This window comes from Paucibacter sp. M5-1 (genome assembly GCF_027498415.2).
In the GTDB taxonomy this organism is placed as follows: Bacteria; Pseudomonadota; Gammaproteobacteria; order Burkholderiales; family Burkholderiaceae_C; genus Roseateles_E.
Genome location: NZ_JAPZLM020000001.1, coordinates 4,195,860 through 4,211,483, shown reverse-complemented (window position 1 = coordinate 4,211,483; position 15,624 = coordinate 4,195,860). Strand labels below are relative to the sequence as shown.

Sequence of the window (15,624 nt, the reverse complement as noted above, 5' to 3'; positions counted from 1 at the left end):
ATTGACTATTGCGGCGCAGCGGCATTCAATCGACGGCATAAGGCCGGAGCTCGGCCAGCAGGAGACATGCGATGAAAAAGTTGGGCATCTCTTTCCGTCTGTGGCTCCCCACGCTCGCGACCGCCGTGCTGCTGACGGCGGTGACCGTGGTCTCCAGCTGGCGCACCTCCAGCGAACTGGCCAGCGAGCAGCAGGCCCAGACCGCGCAGCGCGACAAGCTCGAGATGGCGCTGCAATGGGCCGGCCTGACCCAGGCCAATGCGGCCCGCACCATGGCCGGCCTGATGAGCCAGGACACGGCGCTGGCCGGCCAGCTCAAGCCCGAGATGGATGCCACCTCGGCCGCCATCTCGGAGCTGCAGAAGAAGATCGACGCGGCCGCCGAATCGGAGGCCGAGAAGGCCAGCCTGGCCAACATCGCCAAGACCCGGGCCAGCTATATCGCCTCGCGCAACAGCGCCGCCAAGGAGCGCAGCGAGGCCGCCATCGCCAAGGTGCGCGGCGAGCTGAACAGCTATCTCGATGCGCAGAAGTCCTTTGTCGACCTCCAGCATGAGCGCGCGGTGGCCCTGGCCGCCGAGGCCCAGCGCTCGCGCAGCATCGACATCACGATCACCGCCAGCGTGCTGGGCGCCGTCGTGCTGCTGCTGCTGGTCTCGACCGGGCTGATGGTGCGCGCCATCGTGCCGCCACTGCGCGCTGCCTTGGCCGCCACCGAGCGCATCGGCAGCGGCGACCTGTCGGTACAGATCGCCAGCGGCGAGCGCAGCGACGAGATCGGCGATCTGCAGCGCGGGCTCAATACCATGGTGGTATCGCTGCGCGATATCGTGCAGTCGGTGCGCTCCGGCGCCGAGAACATCCGCACCGCGGCCAGCGAAATCGCCGAGGGCAATGCCGACTTGAGTCACCGCACCGAGGAGGCCGCCAGCAGCCTGCAGCAGACCGCCTCGACGATGGAAGAATTGACCGCCACCGTGCGCCACTCCTCCGACTCGGCCGCCACCGCCAACCAGCTGGCGCTGAACGCCGCCCAGGTGGCGCAGAGCGGCGGCGATGTGGTGGGTCAGGTGGTGGCCAGCATGGGCCGCATCCAGAGCAGCTCGGGCCGCATCGGCGACATCATCGGCGTGATCGACGGCATCGCCTTCCAGACCAATATCCTGGCGCTGAATGCGGCCGTCGAGGCGGCGCGCGCCGGCGAGCAGGGCCGCGGCTTCGCGGTCGTGGCGTCCGAGGTGCGCTCGCTGGCGCAGCGCAGCGCCGAGGCGGCCAAGGAGATCAAGGGCTTGATCGGCGCCAGCGTCTCGGAGGTCGATGCCGGCTCCTCGCTGGTGAACCAGGCCGGCAGCACGATGAGCGAGGTGGTCGGCAGCGTGCGCCGCGTCGCCGACGTGCTGGGCGAGGTCAGCGCCACCAGCCGCGAACAGAGCCAGGCCATCGGTCAGGTCAACCAGGCCGTCGCCCATCTGGACACCATGACCCAGCAGAACTCGGCCCTGGTCGAGCAGAGTGCGGCGGCGGCCGCCAGCATGCAGACCCAGGCCGCTCAGCTCGCCGGCCTGGTCGAGGCCTTCAGGCTGGAGGCACAGCCCGCCTGAGCGGATTCATCAAGGCTCGACCAGGTCGCGGTAAGCATGCCAGCTGGCGTGGGCCAGCAGCGGGAAGATCACGACCAGGCCCAGCATCAGCGTGGCGAAACCCAGCGCCGTCAGACCGGCGATCAGCGCGGCCCACAGCAGCATCGCGGCGCCGTTGACGCGGCAGCATTGCAGGCTGGTCAGCATCGCGGTGATCGCATCCACCGGGCGGTCAATCAGCAGCGGCGCGCTGACCACGCCCAGCGCGAACACCAGGGCCGCCAGCGCCGCGCCGACGCAGACAAAGGCCAGCAGCAACATGGTGTACTGGCCGGACATCAGCTCCAGCGGCCAGCGCGACAGCTGCAGCGGCTGCCCCTGATAGAACAGCGCGAACACGATGGCCGCCAGCCGCTCCCAGACGATATAGGCCAGGGCCAGCATCAGGCCGAACAGCGCGATCGAGCCGGCGTTGGTCTGCCAGGCTCGCCAGGCCTGGGCGCTGTCCACCGCCCCGCCCTGCTCCAACTGGCGCGACAGCGCATACAGCACGATGGCCAGAAAGGGCGCCACCAGCAGAAAACCGCCCAGCAGGGCCGGCGCGATATAGGAGGCCTGCCAGCCGACCCCACCCAGCGCCAGGCCGATGGCCGCGACCAGGGCGCCGGTGCCCAGGCTCTGCGCCGGCGTGCGCAGCAAATCGGCACCGCCGCGGCGCAGCCAGACCCAGGGTCGGTCCATGCCGACCTGGCGCACGCGCGGCATGGCGATGGCTTCGGAGGACTCGGCAAGCAGCTGATTCATGATGAACTCCTGTGCAGACGGCCTGCCCCGATGCTAGTCCTCCTGTCAGCGCCCGTACAGCACCTGCGGCAGCCACATGCCGATCTGCGGCCAGATATAGAGCAGCACGATGGCCACCACCTGGATGCCCATGAAAGGCAGCATGCCGGCAAAGATCTGGTTCAGGGTCACATGTTTGGGCGCCACGCCCTTCAAGTAGAAGGCACTCATCGCCACCGGCGGGCTCAGGAAGGCGGTCTGCAGATTCAGCGCCACCAGCAGGCCGAAGAACAGCGGGTCGACGCCGAAGTTGTCGAGCAGCGGGATGAAGATGGGCATGAAGATCACGATGATCTCGGTCCACTCCAGCGGCCAGCCCAGAACAAAGATGATGACCTGGCTGAGCACCAGGAACTGGGTCTTGGTCAGGTTCATGCCCAGCACCCACTGCTCGACCAACTCCTGCCCGCCCAGCAGCGCGAAGGCCGCCGAGAAGATCGCCGAGCCGACGAACAGCCAGCACACCATCGCGCTGGTCTTGGCCGTCAGGAACACGCTTTCCTTGACCACGCTCAAGGTCAGCTGCCGGTAGGCCACCGCCAGCAGAAAGCCGCCCAGGGCGCCCACCGCCGCCGCCTCGGTGGGCGTGGCCAGGCCGAAGACGATGGAGCCCAGCACCGCCATGATCAGCACCAGCAAGGGGAAGAAGCTGGACAGCAGCATCTTGAAGATCTCGAGCCGCGCGAAGCTCAGGATGGCGTAGAAGGCCAGCAGCGCCAGCGCGCCTATGCCCAGACCGATCCAGAAGCCGGTGGAGGCAGGCTTGCGCTCGGTCTGCACCGCGTCGGCAGCCGCTGGTGCGGCGGCGCTGGCCTCGGACGGGGCCGGGGGTGCGGCCTCGCTGGCCACCTCGCTGGCGGCGTCCTCGCTACCCATCTCCTTGAGTTCCTCCTCCTCGGCCGGCGGCTCGGACAGACCGCCGCTGGGCTCGGCCAGGCCGCCGGGCTCGGCGATGCCGCCAGGCTCGCTGCCGGCCCCCATCTCGGACAGCTCGCTGTTCGGCGCTTCCAGCGGCTGCAGCTTGGTCGCGCTGTTGTAGCTGGCCAGGGCCACCACCGCGAAAAGCAGGGCCGGCAGCAGCGCAACGCCCAGCTGCTTGAGCAGGTACGAAGTCGGCACGCCATGGTTGCGCGAGCCCTTCAGCGCCTGGATCAGCAGCGGCACGGCACGCTTGGCCTGGGTGGCGCCGACCTTCAGCAGATCGGGCGGCAGCGGCACGAAGCGCTGCTCGGCCGTCAAGGGCGGCGCCATCGCCGGCTTGAGCTTGGCGATGATGATGACGTAGACGATGTACAGCCCCGCCAGCATCAGGCCGGGGAAGAAGGCGCCGGCATAGAGCTGCACCACCGAGACCCCGGCGGTGGCGCCGTAGACGATCAGCAGCACCGAAGGCGGGATCAGGATGCCCAGGCAGCCGCCGGCCGTGATCGCGCCGGCCGAGAGCCGCACGTCGTAGCCGCCCTTGAGCATCTGCGGCAGCGCCAGCAAGCCCATCAGTGTGACGACGGCACCGACGATGCCGGTCGCGGTGGCGAACACCGCGCAGGTCACCAGGGTCGCCACCGCCAGCGAGCCCGGCACCCGCGCCAGCGCCAGATGCAGGCTGCGGAACAGCTTCTCGATCAGATTGGCCCGCTCGACCAGATAGCCCATGAAGACGAACAGGGGGATCGAGATCAGCACATCGTTGGACATCACCTTGTAGGCCGACTGCACCATCAGGTCCAGAGTCTTGGTGGTGTTCTCCTCGTAGGCGATCCAGGTGAACAGCATGCCCATGCCCATCAGCGTGAAGGCGGTGGGAAAGCCCAGCATGATGGCGACGACGACCAGGGACAGCATCAGCAGGCCGATATGGCCGTTGGTGATCTTGGGCACGGCGATCAGCATGCCCAGCGCGGCCGCGATGATCAGCCCCATCAGGATGAAGCCGAACCAGAGTTCCTTGCGCAGCTTCATGCCTGGCCGCCTTTCTTGCTGACGTATTGGTCCAGGGCCTCGATGTCGGCGTCCTTCACATGCACCATCTCCTTGAGCTTCTCGACATCGACCTCCTCGACGTCTTCATCGCGCTGGGGCCATCGCCCGTCGCGCAGGCACAGCACACAGCGCACGATCTCGACCAGGCCCTGCAGCAGCAGCACGCCACCGGCGATCGGGATCACGAACTTGAAGGGGTAGAGCGGCAGCGCATCGGCCGAGAAGGTCTGCTCGCGGATGGCCAGCGACTCCTGGGCGTACTGCCAGCCGGCCCAGGTCAGTGCGACGATGCCGGGCAGGAAGAACAGCAGATAGAGCAGCAGGTCGACCGAGGCCTGGGTGCGCGGGCGGAAGAAGCCGTACAGCACATCGCCGCGCACATGGCCGTTCTTGCTCAGCGTGTAGGCGCCGGCCGTCATGAACAAGGTGCCGTAAAGCATGATCTGCGCATCCAGCACCCAGGCATGGGGCTTGTTCAGCACATAACGGGAGAACACCTCCCAGCTGATCAGCAAGGTCAGCAGCACGACGGACCAGGCAAAGGCCTTGCCTATCCAGGTGGAGAAACGGTCCACCGCCAGCAGCAGCTTCTGCATCAAGACTCCTTCCCAACGCGGATCTCAAGAAAAAGGGGGCGCGGCGCCCCCTGTCACAGCAGCGCTGGCCGCTCAGGCCTTTTTCGCCGGCGCCTTGCGGCCGAAGTAATGGTTGTAGGCCATCTTGAAGTCCACCGTGTAGTCACCCTGCCACTGGCCGGCGCGCGCCGCGAAGGCCCGCTGGCTGTCCAGGATCTTCTTGAACATCGCGTTCTCGCCACCTTTCTTCGTCATGATCTTGTCCCAGGCGGCCAGCTGGGCGCGCAGGATGGCGTCGGGCGTCTTGTAGAACTTGACGCCGGCCTTCTTCAGCTCCTCATAGTCCTTGGAATTGCGCTCGATGGCCTTCCAGCTCATGTCGGCGCTGGCCGCCTGCACGCCGTACTCGACGATGGCCTTGAGCTCAGCCGGTAGCGCGTTCAGCTTGGTCTTGTTAAACAGGATCTCGAATTGCTCGCCGCTCTGGTGGAAGCTCTGCAACATGCAGTTCTTGACCACATCGGGGAAGCCCAGCAGCTTGTCCGAGCTGGCGTTGTTGAACTCGGCGCCGTCGATCAGGCCGCGGTCCAGCGCCGGCACGATCTCGCCGCCGGGCAGCGGGTTCACCGCCGCGCCCATATCGGTGTACATGTCCACCGCCAGGCCCACGGTGCGGAACTTGACGCCCTTCAGATCGGCCTCCTTGGCGATCGGCTTCTTGAACCAGCCAAAGGGCTGGGTGGGCATGGGGCCGTAGAGATAGGAGGCCACGTCCAGGTTCAGCGAGGCATAGATCTCCTCCAGCAAGGCCTTGCCGCCGCCGTAGTTGTGCCAGGCCAGCAGCATATTCGGGTCCATGCCGAAGGAGGGCCCGGAGCCCCACAGCGCCAGCGCCGAGTTCTTGCCATAGTGATAGGCCACCACGCCGTGGCCGCCGTCCAAGGTGCCCTTGGCCACGGCGTCCAGCAGCTGGAAGGCCGGCACCACCGAGCCGGCCGGCAGCACCTCGATCTTCAGGCGCCCGCCGGCCATGTCGTTGACCTTCTTCGCGAAGTCCTGGGCGTACTCGTGGAAGATGTCCTTCGAGGGCCAGGTCGACTGGAAGCGCAGGCTGGTGGTCTGGGCCGTCGCGATCATCGGCGCGGCCAGCGCGCCGGCGGCGGCCGTGCCGGTGGCGGCTTTCTTCAGAAAGCGCCGGCGCGCGGCCGGGGCCTGGTCTTTGGGTTCTACGCTCATCTCGGTCTCCTAGGTTTTTGAAATCAAGATCTCGCGCCCGGGCAGCCGCCCCAACGCCGCGCCACCGCCTCTTGTGACCGAGGCTGGCCGCGCTGAGCTTGAATATCAAAGCCTTGACCGGAGCGGGCAAGTGGGTCAAACCCGCGAGGCCCCCGACTCATATGGACATTTTCTGAACACCCCTCTTTCAGGGTCGGCGCCGTGCTGGCACCCGGCTCTCCAGCGCCGGCGGCCGGTAGTCGGGCCGGAAGCGGCAGCTCGACGGGACGCGGGCCTGGGCCGCGCGGCAGCCCTCGGCCACCGAGGCCGGCGTCGGCTTGCGCCCCTGCTCGACCCAGGCCTGCAGCGCGTCCAGCGCGGCCACATAGCTGGCGTCGCTGAGGTAGCTGTGATCGCTGTCCTCGGTGAAGGCCTGGACCAGGCCGTCGGCGCGGCCGGCACTGGCCATGGTGTCGGCCCAGACCGATTCCAGCTCGACGAAGACGGTCGGGTCGTCGATACCATGGACGCTCAGCACCGGCACCGGGATGCGGCCCCGGGGGTCAGCATCGGCGCCGAAACGGGCCACGGCGGCCGGGTCGGCGGCATAGCGCAACACGCCGGCGTTCAGGGCCTGGTCGTCGTCCGAGCCGCGATAGACCGCGCCGATATTGCCGAATACATTGCCGCCGCCCGTGCGCTTGCTGGCGATGTCCTGGAAGTGGAATGTGGCCCAGTTCAGATGGTTCAGCACACTGCGCTCGGGAATGCGGATCACATCGACGACCGTCTTGAGCCGCCGGGCCTGCTCGGCGCTGCGCTCTGCGGCCGGCAGGCCCAGGCCCAGGCAGTCCCTGGCGCGCTGCGCCAGCTCCGCCGAAGTCAGCATGGCGCCGGCCGGCAGCCCCATCCACAGCGGGTACTGCGGCTCGTCGGGGCGCGGATGGTTGTTGCACAGGTATTGGTAGACCACGCGCAGGTCGAGCCTGAAGTCGTAGGAACGGGTGCCGCCGGCCAGCAGGCCGTTGCTCAGCAGCACCGCGTCATAGGGCTTGCCGGCGGTGAACAGCTCGGCCCCCCTGGCCGCGACACCGCCGCCCCAGGACTGACCATGCAGCACAGTCAGCTTCGGCTTGGCCACATGCCGAACAAAGATGTCGCGCAGGCGCTCGGTGTCCTCGGCCGCGGCCGTCACCGCGACGCCGCCCTGGCGGAAGCTGGACGCCGCCCAGGCATAGCCGGCGCGCGGCATGACGGACCAGCGCTGCAAATCCTCCTCGACCCGCTTCATCGTCGGCGCGCCGAGGAAGGGGCCGCCATGGGCATGCAGCAGCAGCCGGCCGTTCCAGGCCGCCGGCATGGCAATCAGATAGAAGGCGCCGGCGCTGTCTTGCCCGCCCAGGCAGCGCACATCGGCGCCGAGGCCGGCCGGGCAGGCCCGGGGCTGCGGCGCGGCCTCGACCACGGGCGGGGTCTGGTGGGCACAGGCCGCCAGCAGCGCGGCACAGAGGGCCAGCAATAGTCGCTCGATACTCAGCATGGGGTCGAGCCCCTCTTCGCGCGCAGGCCCAGCAGCAAGAGGCCGGCCAGCAGCAGCGCGTAGCTGGCGGGCTCGGGCACCGGCGTCGTGAAGCCCAGCTGCTCGCTGGCCACGCGCTGCAGCCGCAGCGCATCGGCGCTGCCGATGCCCAGGTCGGCCGCCGCGATCTCGGCCGCGCCCAGCGAGGCCGGATCGAGCCCGGTCAGGCTGCCGAACAGGGTCAGCGCGCTCAGATAGGAGCCGTATTTGCTGGCATGGGTGCCGTCGTCGAACCAGAGGTCGATCAGGCCGTCGCTGGCGGCATCGGCCGCATACATATCGGGTGTCGCGATGCCGCTGGCGATCGCGCGCATGAAGCTGTCGCCGACCGGCGCGATCGCGGTGACACCGCCGCTGCCATCGGCGCCGGCCAGGTTCGCCGCCGTCTGATAGGCGGCGCGCAGGTCTGCGGCCATCGCGCCCAGCGAGCCGTAGAACGAGGTGGCCGGCGTGCTGGTGAAGCTGACCACGCCGGTGACCGGATCGGTGACGGTCGTGAACGGCGCGTTGACCAGATTGGGCCGCGCCCAGGTCTGGTACAGATAGAGCTCGGTGGCCGCGCTGGCGTTCGCGTTGGCGGGGATGTTGCGCAGGGTGCCACAGGTGCCGGCGCTGGCGCCGGTGATGGCCGCGCATTCGGCGTTGCTGCCACCGATCAGCTCGCGCTCGCGGTAGGACAGCGCATGGCCCTGGTGCGCGTAGTCCTCGATCAGGTCCACATAGGTGTTGAAGTAGGCCGGGTTGGAGGCCAGCCCGGCCTGCTTGGGCAGGGCCTCGTCGCTCTGCTCCTGCAGCACCAGCTTGCTCCAGGCCTGCGAGGCGATATTGCCGCGCAGGTCCCAGCCGGCCGGGTTGCTGTTCAGGAAGTGGCCGCGCAGCGAGGCGGCATTGCGGGTCGACAAGGCCACGTCATAGTCGAGCCCGGCCTGCACGGTGAACTGCTTGAAGATGCCGGCCACCCCGCCCCAGGGGTGAGGCTCGAAGCTGTTGCTGCCGGCGGGGTTGGCCAGCGCCATCGCGGCGGTCAGGTCCCGCACGTTCGCGCTGTTGTAGCTCATCACCGGATCGACCCGGCCAAAGGTGTAGCTGTTGCCGACGAACAGCACGCTGATCGGTTCGGCCTGCAGGCTGCCGGCGCCGGCCAGCAAAAGGACGGCAAGCTTGAGTTTCATCACGGTCTCCTTGTGTTTGCCGCACACAGTAGGATGGCCGCGCCCTCGGGTCAAATATCCCGAAACCCGGATTTCAAGACTTTTTGCATATGGACTTGCGCCAGCTCCGCTACTTTGTCACCGTGGCCGAAACAGGCCATATGACCCGTGCCGCCGCGCTGCTGGGCATCCAGCAGCCGCCGCTGAGCCAGCAGATCAAGGCTCTGGAGCAGCAGCTTGGCCTGCCGCTGCTGCAGCGCCATCCCAAGGGCGTGAGCCTGACCGACGGCGGGCGGCTGCTGCTGGTCGAGGCCAGGCGCTTGCTGCAGGACTTCGGCGAGATGCGCGAGCGCATGGAGCGCCTGGCCAGCGGCCAGCAGGGCCTGCTGTCGGTGGGCTTCACCAGCTCGGCCGCCGCCCATGCCTACACGCCGGCGGTGCTGCGCGCCTGCCGCAGCCGCCACCCGGGCATCGCGCTGACGCTCAGCGAGGACAACGCGGCCGCACTGATCGAGGCGGTCGCGAAGGCGCGGCTGCACTGCGCCTTTGTGCGGGTGCCGGTGACGCGGCCCGATGCGCTGGTGTTCGAGACCCTGCTCAGCGAGCCGGCGCTGCTGGCTGTGCCGCTGGACCACCGACTGGCCGGCACGGCCCGCAACCGCCACACGGCAGTGCCGCTGGCCGAGCTGCATGGCGAGGCACTGATCCTGGTGCGCCGCCCCGGCGCGGCCGGCCTCTATGCCAATCTGCTGAGCCTGTGCGAGCGCTCCGGCGTGCAGCCGCGCATCGCCGCCGAGGTCGAGCGCATGATGACCAATCTGAACCTGGTCGCGGCCGGCGCCGGCATCTCCATCGTGCCGGCCTCGATGCGCGGCGCCCATGCCCATTCCATCGTCTACCGGCCGCTGCCGAAGAACGCCGCGCTGCAAGCCCCGCTGACCCTGGTCTACCGCCAGGCCGACCAGCTCGGGACCATGGCCAGCTTCCTGAACCTGGCGCGCGAGATCGCGCTCGAGCATGCCTAGGCCTGCAGCCCTGCTGGCCCTGCTGCTGGCCCTGCTGGCCGCCCTGCCCGCCAGCGCCTGGCCGGAGCGGGCGATACGGCTGCTGGTGGCCTATCCGCCCGGCGGCGTCAGCGACGAGACCGCAAGGCTGCTGGCTCATGGATTGAGCCAACGTCTCAAGGTGCCGGTGCTGGTGGAGAACCGCGCCGGCGCCGGCGGTGTGGCCGCGATGGAAGCGCTGGCGCGCGCCGCGCCCGACGGCCACACGCTGTGCTACTCGGCCATCAGCCCGTTGGTGATCGCGCCGCTGCTGGGCCAGCCGGCCTACGACGCGCAGCGCGACTTCGCGCCGGTGATGCGGGTGATGGACACGCCGGTGCTGCTGCTGGCCCACGCCGGCTTCAAGCCCGACAGCCTGGCCGAGCTGCTGGCCCTGGCGCGCAGCCAGCCGGGCCGCGTGCGCTGGGCCAGCTCGGGCCAGGCCACGACAGGCCATCTGGTGCTGGAGCAGCTGAAGCTGGCCGCCGGCGTCGACATCACCCATGTGCCCTACAAGGGCGGCGGCCAGCAGCTCAATGACGCGCTGAGCGGGCAGTTCGAGATGCTGTCCTCGAATGTCGCGCCCCAGCAATTGCAGTATGTTCGCCAGGGCCGGCTCAAAGCCATCGCGGTCGGCGCGCCACAGCGCCTGGCCGCGCTGCCCGAGGTGCCGACCTTGGCCGAGCTGGGCTACCCCACGGCCAATCTGGTCTCCAGCTTCGGCATCTTCGCGCCGCAGGGCCTGCCACCACAGCGGCTGCAGCGCCTCAACGAGCTGCTCAACGAGGTGCTTGCCGAGCCGGCGCTGCAGCAACGCCTGGTCGCCAGCAGCAATCTGTCGGGCGGAGGCAGTGCGCGGGACTTCGAGCGGCTGATAGAGCGCGAGCGCGGCCGGGCGGTGTCGATGGGGCTGGGCGGCGTGGGACGGTAGCACGCTCTAGGCATCCGGCCGCGTGAAGCGGATCACCGGACGCGGGGAAGCCTCGGAACATGGCTCCCCCCCTTTGGTAGGAGACGAAGCCCATGCAGGCGACCCTAAACTGCCGCCCTGATCAACCTTGCCTTACGGCAAGCACCGAAGCGGGCATATGGCGTACCTCTTGGTCGTTCTCTTCTTTCTGGCTTTGTTCGTGGTGGCGCCACTCAAGGGCGCCTTGGTTTTTTCCGGGTCCCTGCTTTTGGCATCACTGGCCGTTCAGGCCACGAGCTCGGCGGTGTCGAGGGTCAGCGTGTCGCTGACCGAAGCATTCAAGGCGATTGTCCTGTCCTTGTTCTTTACCGCCATCGCGGCGTTCACAGCCGTCAGCTTCATGGTCGGCGCTCCCCGGGAACTGCTCAACAGCGGCAGCGGCCTGGTGTTGCTGGCGCTGCAGTATGGTGCTTACGTACTCGGATTCCGGATGGCTTTGGGGCTCACGTTTGCACACTCGGCTGTCGTGGCGGTCATCTCGACCCTGGTCACGTCGGTCGCCATCTGGTTCATCGCCCGGATGGCCACAGTCGGCGCTTGACGGGCTCGTCAATCCTGCCAGGACCCCGCCAACGGAAGCCATCGAACACAACCCACAGATCGACTGTTGAACCCTGATCATGGATAGCCCTCCCGCCCGACCCGAGTTGCTCGACTACGTGGTCTTCTTCGAGACCGAGCCCGATTGGGTACATCCCGAGGGCTGGTACTACGGCGTCCGCTTCGAGACCACACGCGGCCAGGACCGCGTCATCGCGACCCTGGCGCCGGACGAGGCCGAGTTCTCGTTCGAGTGGTGGCAGGGTGATGTGCGCCGTATGCGGGTTCAATCGGTGCTGGCCGTCGACTGGCGGATCGAAACCACGCCGACCCGGGAGCTGCTGCGCGTCGGCTACAACGACCTGCAGGTCAAGTTCTGCGAGTTGCAGCTTCGGCCCCATGTGAGCATCGATTGGGCCATGACGTGGTGACGGGCGCAGGCCCTGCGGTCGGGCACGAAGACTGCAGAATCTGCCCATGACCCCATCCCTCGAACGCTCGCCGCAGCCCTATCTGCGCATCGCCGGCCTCTTGTATCTGGCCATCATCGCCCTCGGGCTGTTCGGTGAGGCGGTCGTGCGCGGCAGCCTGGTCGTGGCCGGCGATGCGGCGGCCACCGCGGCGCGCATCGCCGCCGAGCCGCTGCTGTGGCGGGCCGGCATCGCCGGCGATCTGTTGATGCATGTGCTCGATCTGCCGGTGATCCTGGCGCTCTACTACCTGCTGCGGCCGGTCAGCCGGCCCCTGGCCCTGCTCGCGACCTGGTTCAACCTGATCCAGACCGCCGTGCTGGCCGCCAACAAGCTCAACCTGCTGCTGCCTGTCCTGCTGCTGGAGGGCAGTGGCATCGGCCAGGCCTTCAGCGCGGCGCAGCTGCAATCCCTGACAAGGCTGGCGATCAATCTGCATGCCTACGGTTTCGGTATCGGCCTGATCTTCTTCGGCATTGCCTGCCTGTTGCGCGGCTGGCTGATCGCCCGCAGCGGCTTCCTGCCCAGGCCACTGGGGCTCTTGCTGCTGCTTGCTGGCCTCAGCTATCTGCTCAACAGCTTTGCGCTGCTGCTGGCGCCCAAGCTCGCGGCGGCGATGTTTCCCGCCATCCTGCTGCCGGCCTTCATCGGCGAGCTGGCGCTGGCGCTGTGGCTGATCGTCAAGGGCGTGGACCTGCCGCAATGGGCGCGGCGACGAGCCGACGCGCTCGCCTGAGGCCTTCGATACTTTTGGCACCCCCTGCCGCTGCTGCTACCCTCTCTCCCGCCAAAACTGCATCCACCGGATTTGTCACCATGACTCTTGTTCGCCCTCTCGGTCTGGCGCTCTGCCTGGCTCTTTGTTTCGGCACGGCCGGCGCCCAGGCGGCGACCAAGCCGCTGGCGGCCGTCACAACGGTCGAAGGCATTGCCGAGTACCGGCTGGCCAATGGCATGCAGGTGCTGCTGGCGCCGGACAACTCCAAGCCCAGCACCACGGTCAATGTGACCTACCGGGTCGGCTCCAAGCATGAGAACTATGGCGAGACCGGCATGGCCCATCTGCTGGAGCATCTGATCTTCAAGGGCACGCCGAAGAACCGCGCGCCCTGGGCCGAGTTCAGCAAGCGGGGCCTGCGCGCCAATGGCTCGACCTGGCTGGACCGCACCAACTACTTCGCCAGCTTCGCCGCCAACAACGACAACCTGAAGTGGTATCTGGACTGGCAGGCCGATGCGATGGTCAACAGCTTCATCGCCCGCAAGGACCTCGACACCGAGATGACCGTGGTGCGCAACGAGATGGAGATGGGCGAGAACAACCCCGGCTACATCGTCTACGAGCGTCTGATGGGCGCGATGTACAGCTGGCACAACTACGGCAAGAGCACGATAGGCGCGCGCGCCGACATCGAGAACGTCGACATCCCGCGCCTGCAGGGCTTCTACCGAACCTACTACCAGCCCGACAACGCCACCCTGATCGTTTCCGGCAAGTTCGAGCCGGCCCAGGTGCTGGCCTGGGTGCAGGCCAGCTTCGGCAAGATCCCTGCGCCGAAGCGCCAGCTGCCCAAGCTCTACACCCTGGACCCGGTGCAGGACGGCGAACGCATGGTGACGGTTCGCCGCAACGGCGGCGTGGCCAGCGCCAACGTGGCCTACCACGTGCCGCCCGGCCCGCATCCGGACTATGCGGCCGTCGAGCTGCTGAACCTGATACTGACCGAGCCGCCGGCCGGCCGCCTGCACAAGCAGCTGGTCGAGACCAGCAAGACCGCCGCCTCGGTCAGCGCCTTCAGCGCGCCGCTGGCCGAGCCGGGCTTCACGATGATTGGCGCCGACCTGGCCCCGGGCGCCGATCTCGATGCGCTCAGCCGCGAGATGCTGGCCGTCGTCGAAGGCCTGGGCAAGACGCCAATCAGCGCCGACGAGCTCAAGCGCGCCCAGCAGCGCTGGCTGAACCGCTGGGAGCAGCAGTTCGCCGATCCTGAGCAGGTCGGCACCGCCTTGTCCGAAACCATCAGCCAGGGTGACTGGCGCCTGTTCTTCCTGCTGCGCGACCGCGTCAAGGCCGCCCAGCTGGCCGATGTGCAGCGGGTCGCCAACGAACGCCTGATCCAGGCCAACCGCACGCTGGCCCACTACATCCCGACCGACAAGCCGCTGCGCGCGCCGGCCCCGGCCAAGGTCGACGTGGCCGCCGAGATGAAGGCCTTCAAGCCGGCTGCCGCCGAAGCTGCGGTTGCAGCCTTTGACGCCAGCCCGGCCAATATCGACAAGCTGACCCAGACCCACCAGCTGGCCAACGGCATGAAGCTGGCCCTGCTGCCCAAGCCCACACGCGGCGGCGCGGTCAATGCCAGCATCACGCTGCGCTGGGGCGACGCCGACAGCCTGAAGGGCCTGCGCCCGGTGGCCGAGGCCACCGGCGCCCTGCTCGACAAGGGCACGCAGACGCTGAGCCGCCAGCAGTTGCGCGACCGGCTCGATGAGCTGAAGGTGGAGCTGCGCGTGGTGCCGGCGGCCGATTCGGTCAGCATCGCCTGGGTCACCAAGCGCGAGCATGCGGTCGAGGCCGCCACGCTGATCGCCGAGATGCTGCGCCGCCCGGCGCTGGCCCCCGAGGCGCTGGAAGAGGTGCGTGCCCAGGCCCTGTCGGGCCTGCAGGCGCAGCGCGCCGAGCCCGAGGCGGTGGCCGAGAACGCGCTGGCCCTGGCCATCAACCCCTATCCGCGCGGCGATGTGCGCCACAGCCGCAGCTTCGACGAGATCGAGGCCGACACCAAGGCCGTCAAGATCGAGCAGCTGCGCGAGTTCCACCAGCGCTTCTACGGCGCCGCCCAGGCCCAGTTCAGCGCGGTCGGCGATTTCGATGCCGCAGCGCTGAAGACAGCGCTCGACAAGGCCCTGGGCGACTGGAAGGCTGCCGCGCCTTACCAGCGCATCGCGACACCCAGCGCCGGCGCGCCCGGCAAGCTGCAGCTGCTGGCCACGCCCGACAAGCAGAACGCCGTGCTGGCCGCCCGCATGCCGCTGGCACTGAACGATGACCACGCCGACTACGCGGCGGTCTCGGTGGCCAACTACCTGTTCGGCGGCGGCCAGGATTCGCGACTGTGGACCCGCATCCGCGAGAAGGACGGCCTGAGCTACGGGGTCTGGTCCTTCCTGGCCTGGAACCAGATCGACCTGAACTCGCCCTGGAATATCGGTGCCATCTTCGCGCCGAGCAACCGCGCCAAGGTCGAGACCGCGCTGCGCGAGGAAGTGGCGCGCGCGCTAAAAGACGGCTTCAGCGCCGCCGAACTCGAGAGCGCCAAGAAAGCCATGCTCTCGCAGCGCCGCCTGGGCCGCGCCCAGGACCCGGGCCTGAGCCGCGCACTGGCCGGCAATCTCTATCTGGGCCGCACCATGGCCAAGAGCCAGCAGGTCGACGATGCGATCGCCGCGCTGAGCCTGGAGCAGGTCAACACGGCGCTGCGCAAGTACTTCAAGCTTGAAGACTTCCAGATCGTGTTTGCGGGCGACTTCAAGTAAACCGCGAGCGAGCCCATACGCTTCACGATAAAACGGCCTGCGGGCCGTTTTTCTTTTTGCAGGTCGACCCGACGGCAAGTTCAGCAATCAGCTCTGGGCCCGCTACCTCGACTGAGTCCGTCGACCTGCACAATCGTCGCC

At 68.0% G+C, this 15,624-nt stretch carries 13 protein-coding genes; 7 read left to right on the top strand and 6 right to left on the bottom strand.

Annotation, left to right across the window (positions count from 1 at the left end; all coding sequences use genetic code 11):
- The first annotated feature begins 71 nt into the window (after positions 1-71).
- The gene (locus O5M90_RS19890) at positions 72-1,601 is read left to right on the top strand and encodes a methyl-accepting chemotaxis protein (RefSeq protein ID WP_137942861.1); all 1,530 of its coding nucleotides are present in this window, start codon (positions 72-74) and stop codon (positions 1,599-1,601) included.
- Positions 1,602-1,610: 9 nt separating this feature from the next.
- On the opposite strand, the gene O5M90_RS19885 is transcribed toward O5M90_RS19890, so the two are convergent.
- The 6 genes from O5M90_RS19885 to O5M90_RS19860 form a co-directional block, all read right to left on the bottom strand.
- Positions 1,611-2,384, bottom strand: coding sequence for a DUF2189 domain-containing protein (locus O5M90_RS19885; RefSeq protein ID WP_269838323.1), 774 nt, complete (start codon positions 2,382-2,384; stop codon positions 1,611-1,613).
- Between the two features lie 45 nt (positions 2,385-2,429).
- Positions 2,430-4,382: a TRAP transporter large permease subunit gene (locus tag O5M90_RS19880; protein ID WP_269838324.1), complete on the bottom strand. Its 1,953-nt coding sequence runs from the start codon at positions 4,380-4,382 to the stop codon at positions 2,430-2,432.
- Positions 4,379-4,999, bottom strand: a complete 621-nt coding sequence (locus tag O5M90_RS19875; RefSeq protein WP_262971659.1) for a TRAP transporter small permease subunit — start codon at positions 4,997-4,999, stop codon at positions 4,379-4,381. The genes O5M90_RS19880 and O5M90_RS19875 overlap by 4 nt, the downstream gene beginning before the upstream one ends.
- Positions 5,000-5,071: 72 nt before the next feature.
- Positions 5,072-6,214 carry a TRAP transporter substrate-binding protein gene (locus tag O5M90_RS19870; protein WP_262971660.1) on the bottom strand — a complete coding sequence of 381 codons (1,143 nt, stop codon included), beginning with the start codon at positions 6,212-6,214 and terminating at the stop codon, positions 5,072-5,074.
- Between the two features lie 187 nt (positions 6,215-6,401).
- Positions 6,402-7,733, bottom strand: coding sequence for a hypothetical protein (locus tag O5M90_RS19865; RefSeq protein ID WP_440402286.1), 1,332 nt, complete (start codon positions 7,731-7,733; stop codon positions 6,402-6,404).
- Positions 7,727-8,944, bottom strand: coding sequence for a PEP-CTERM sorting domain-containing protein (locus O5M90_RS19860; RefSeq protein WP_269838325.1), 1,218 nt, complete (start codon positions 8,942-8,944; stop codon positions 7,727-7,729). The genes O5M90_RS19865 and O5M90_RS19860 overlap by 7 nt, the downstream gene beginning before the upstream one ends.
- 89 nt (positions 8,945-9,033) lie before the next feature.
- Between O5M90_RS19860 and O5M90_RS19855 the strand changes: the two genes are divergently transcribed.
- The 6 genes from O5M90_RS19855 (at position 9,034) to O5M90_RS19830 (ending at position 15,483) form a co-directional block, all read left to right on the top strand.
- Entirely contained in the window at positions 9,034-9,948 is a 915-nt protein-coding gene (locus tag O5M90_RS19855; protein ID WP_269838326.1) for a LysR family transcriptional regulator, read from the top strand.
- Complete coding sequence (locus tag O5M90_RS19850; protein ID WP_269838327.1) at positions 9,941-10,897, top strand: tripartite tricarboxylate transporter substrate binding protein; 957 nt, start codon at positions 9,941-9,943, stop codon at positions 10,895-10,897. The genes O5M90_RS19855 and O5M90_RS19850 overlap by 8 nt, the downstream gene beginning before the upstream one ends.
- Before the next feature lie 157 nt (positions 10,898-11,054).
- Positions 11,055-11,477 carry a hypothetical protein gene (locus O5M90_RS19845; RefSeq protein WP_269838328.1) on the top strand — a complete coding sequence of 141 codons (423 nt, stop codon included), beginning with the start codon at positions 11,055-11,057 and terminating at the stop codon, positions 11,475-11,477.
- A gap of 79 nt (positions 11,478-11,556) precedes the next feature.
- Complete coding sequence (locus O5M90_RS19840) at positions 11,557-11,907, top strand: hypothetical protein (protein ID WP_262971666.1); 351 nt, start codon at positions 11,557-11,559, stop codon at positions 11,905-11,907.
- A 46-nt stretch (positions 11,908-11,953) separates the two neighbouring features.
- Positions 11,954-12,682 (top strand): DUF4386 domain-containing protein, encoded by a 729-nt coding sequence (locus tag O5M90_RS19835; RefSeq protein WP_269838329.1) that lies wholly within the window; start codon positions 11,954-11,956, stop codon positions 12,680-12,682.
- Positions 12,683-12,762: 80 nt separating this feature from the next.
- Positions 12,763-15,483 (top strand): M16 family metallopeptidase, encoded by a 2,721-nt coding sequence (locus O5M90_RS19830; protein WP_269838330.1) that lies wholly within the window; start codon positions 12,763-12,765, stop codon positions 15,481-15,483.
- Positions 15,484-15,624: the final 141 nt, after the last annotated feature.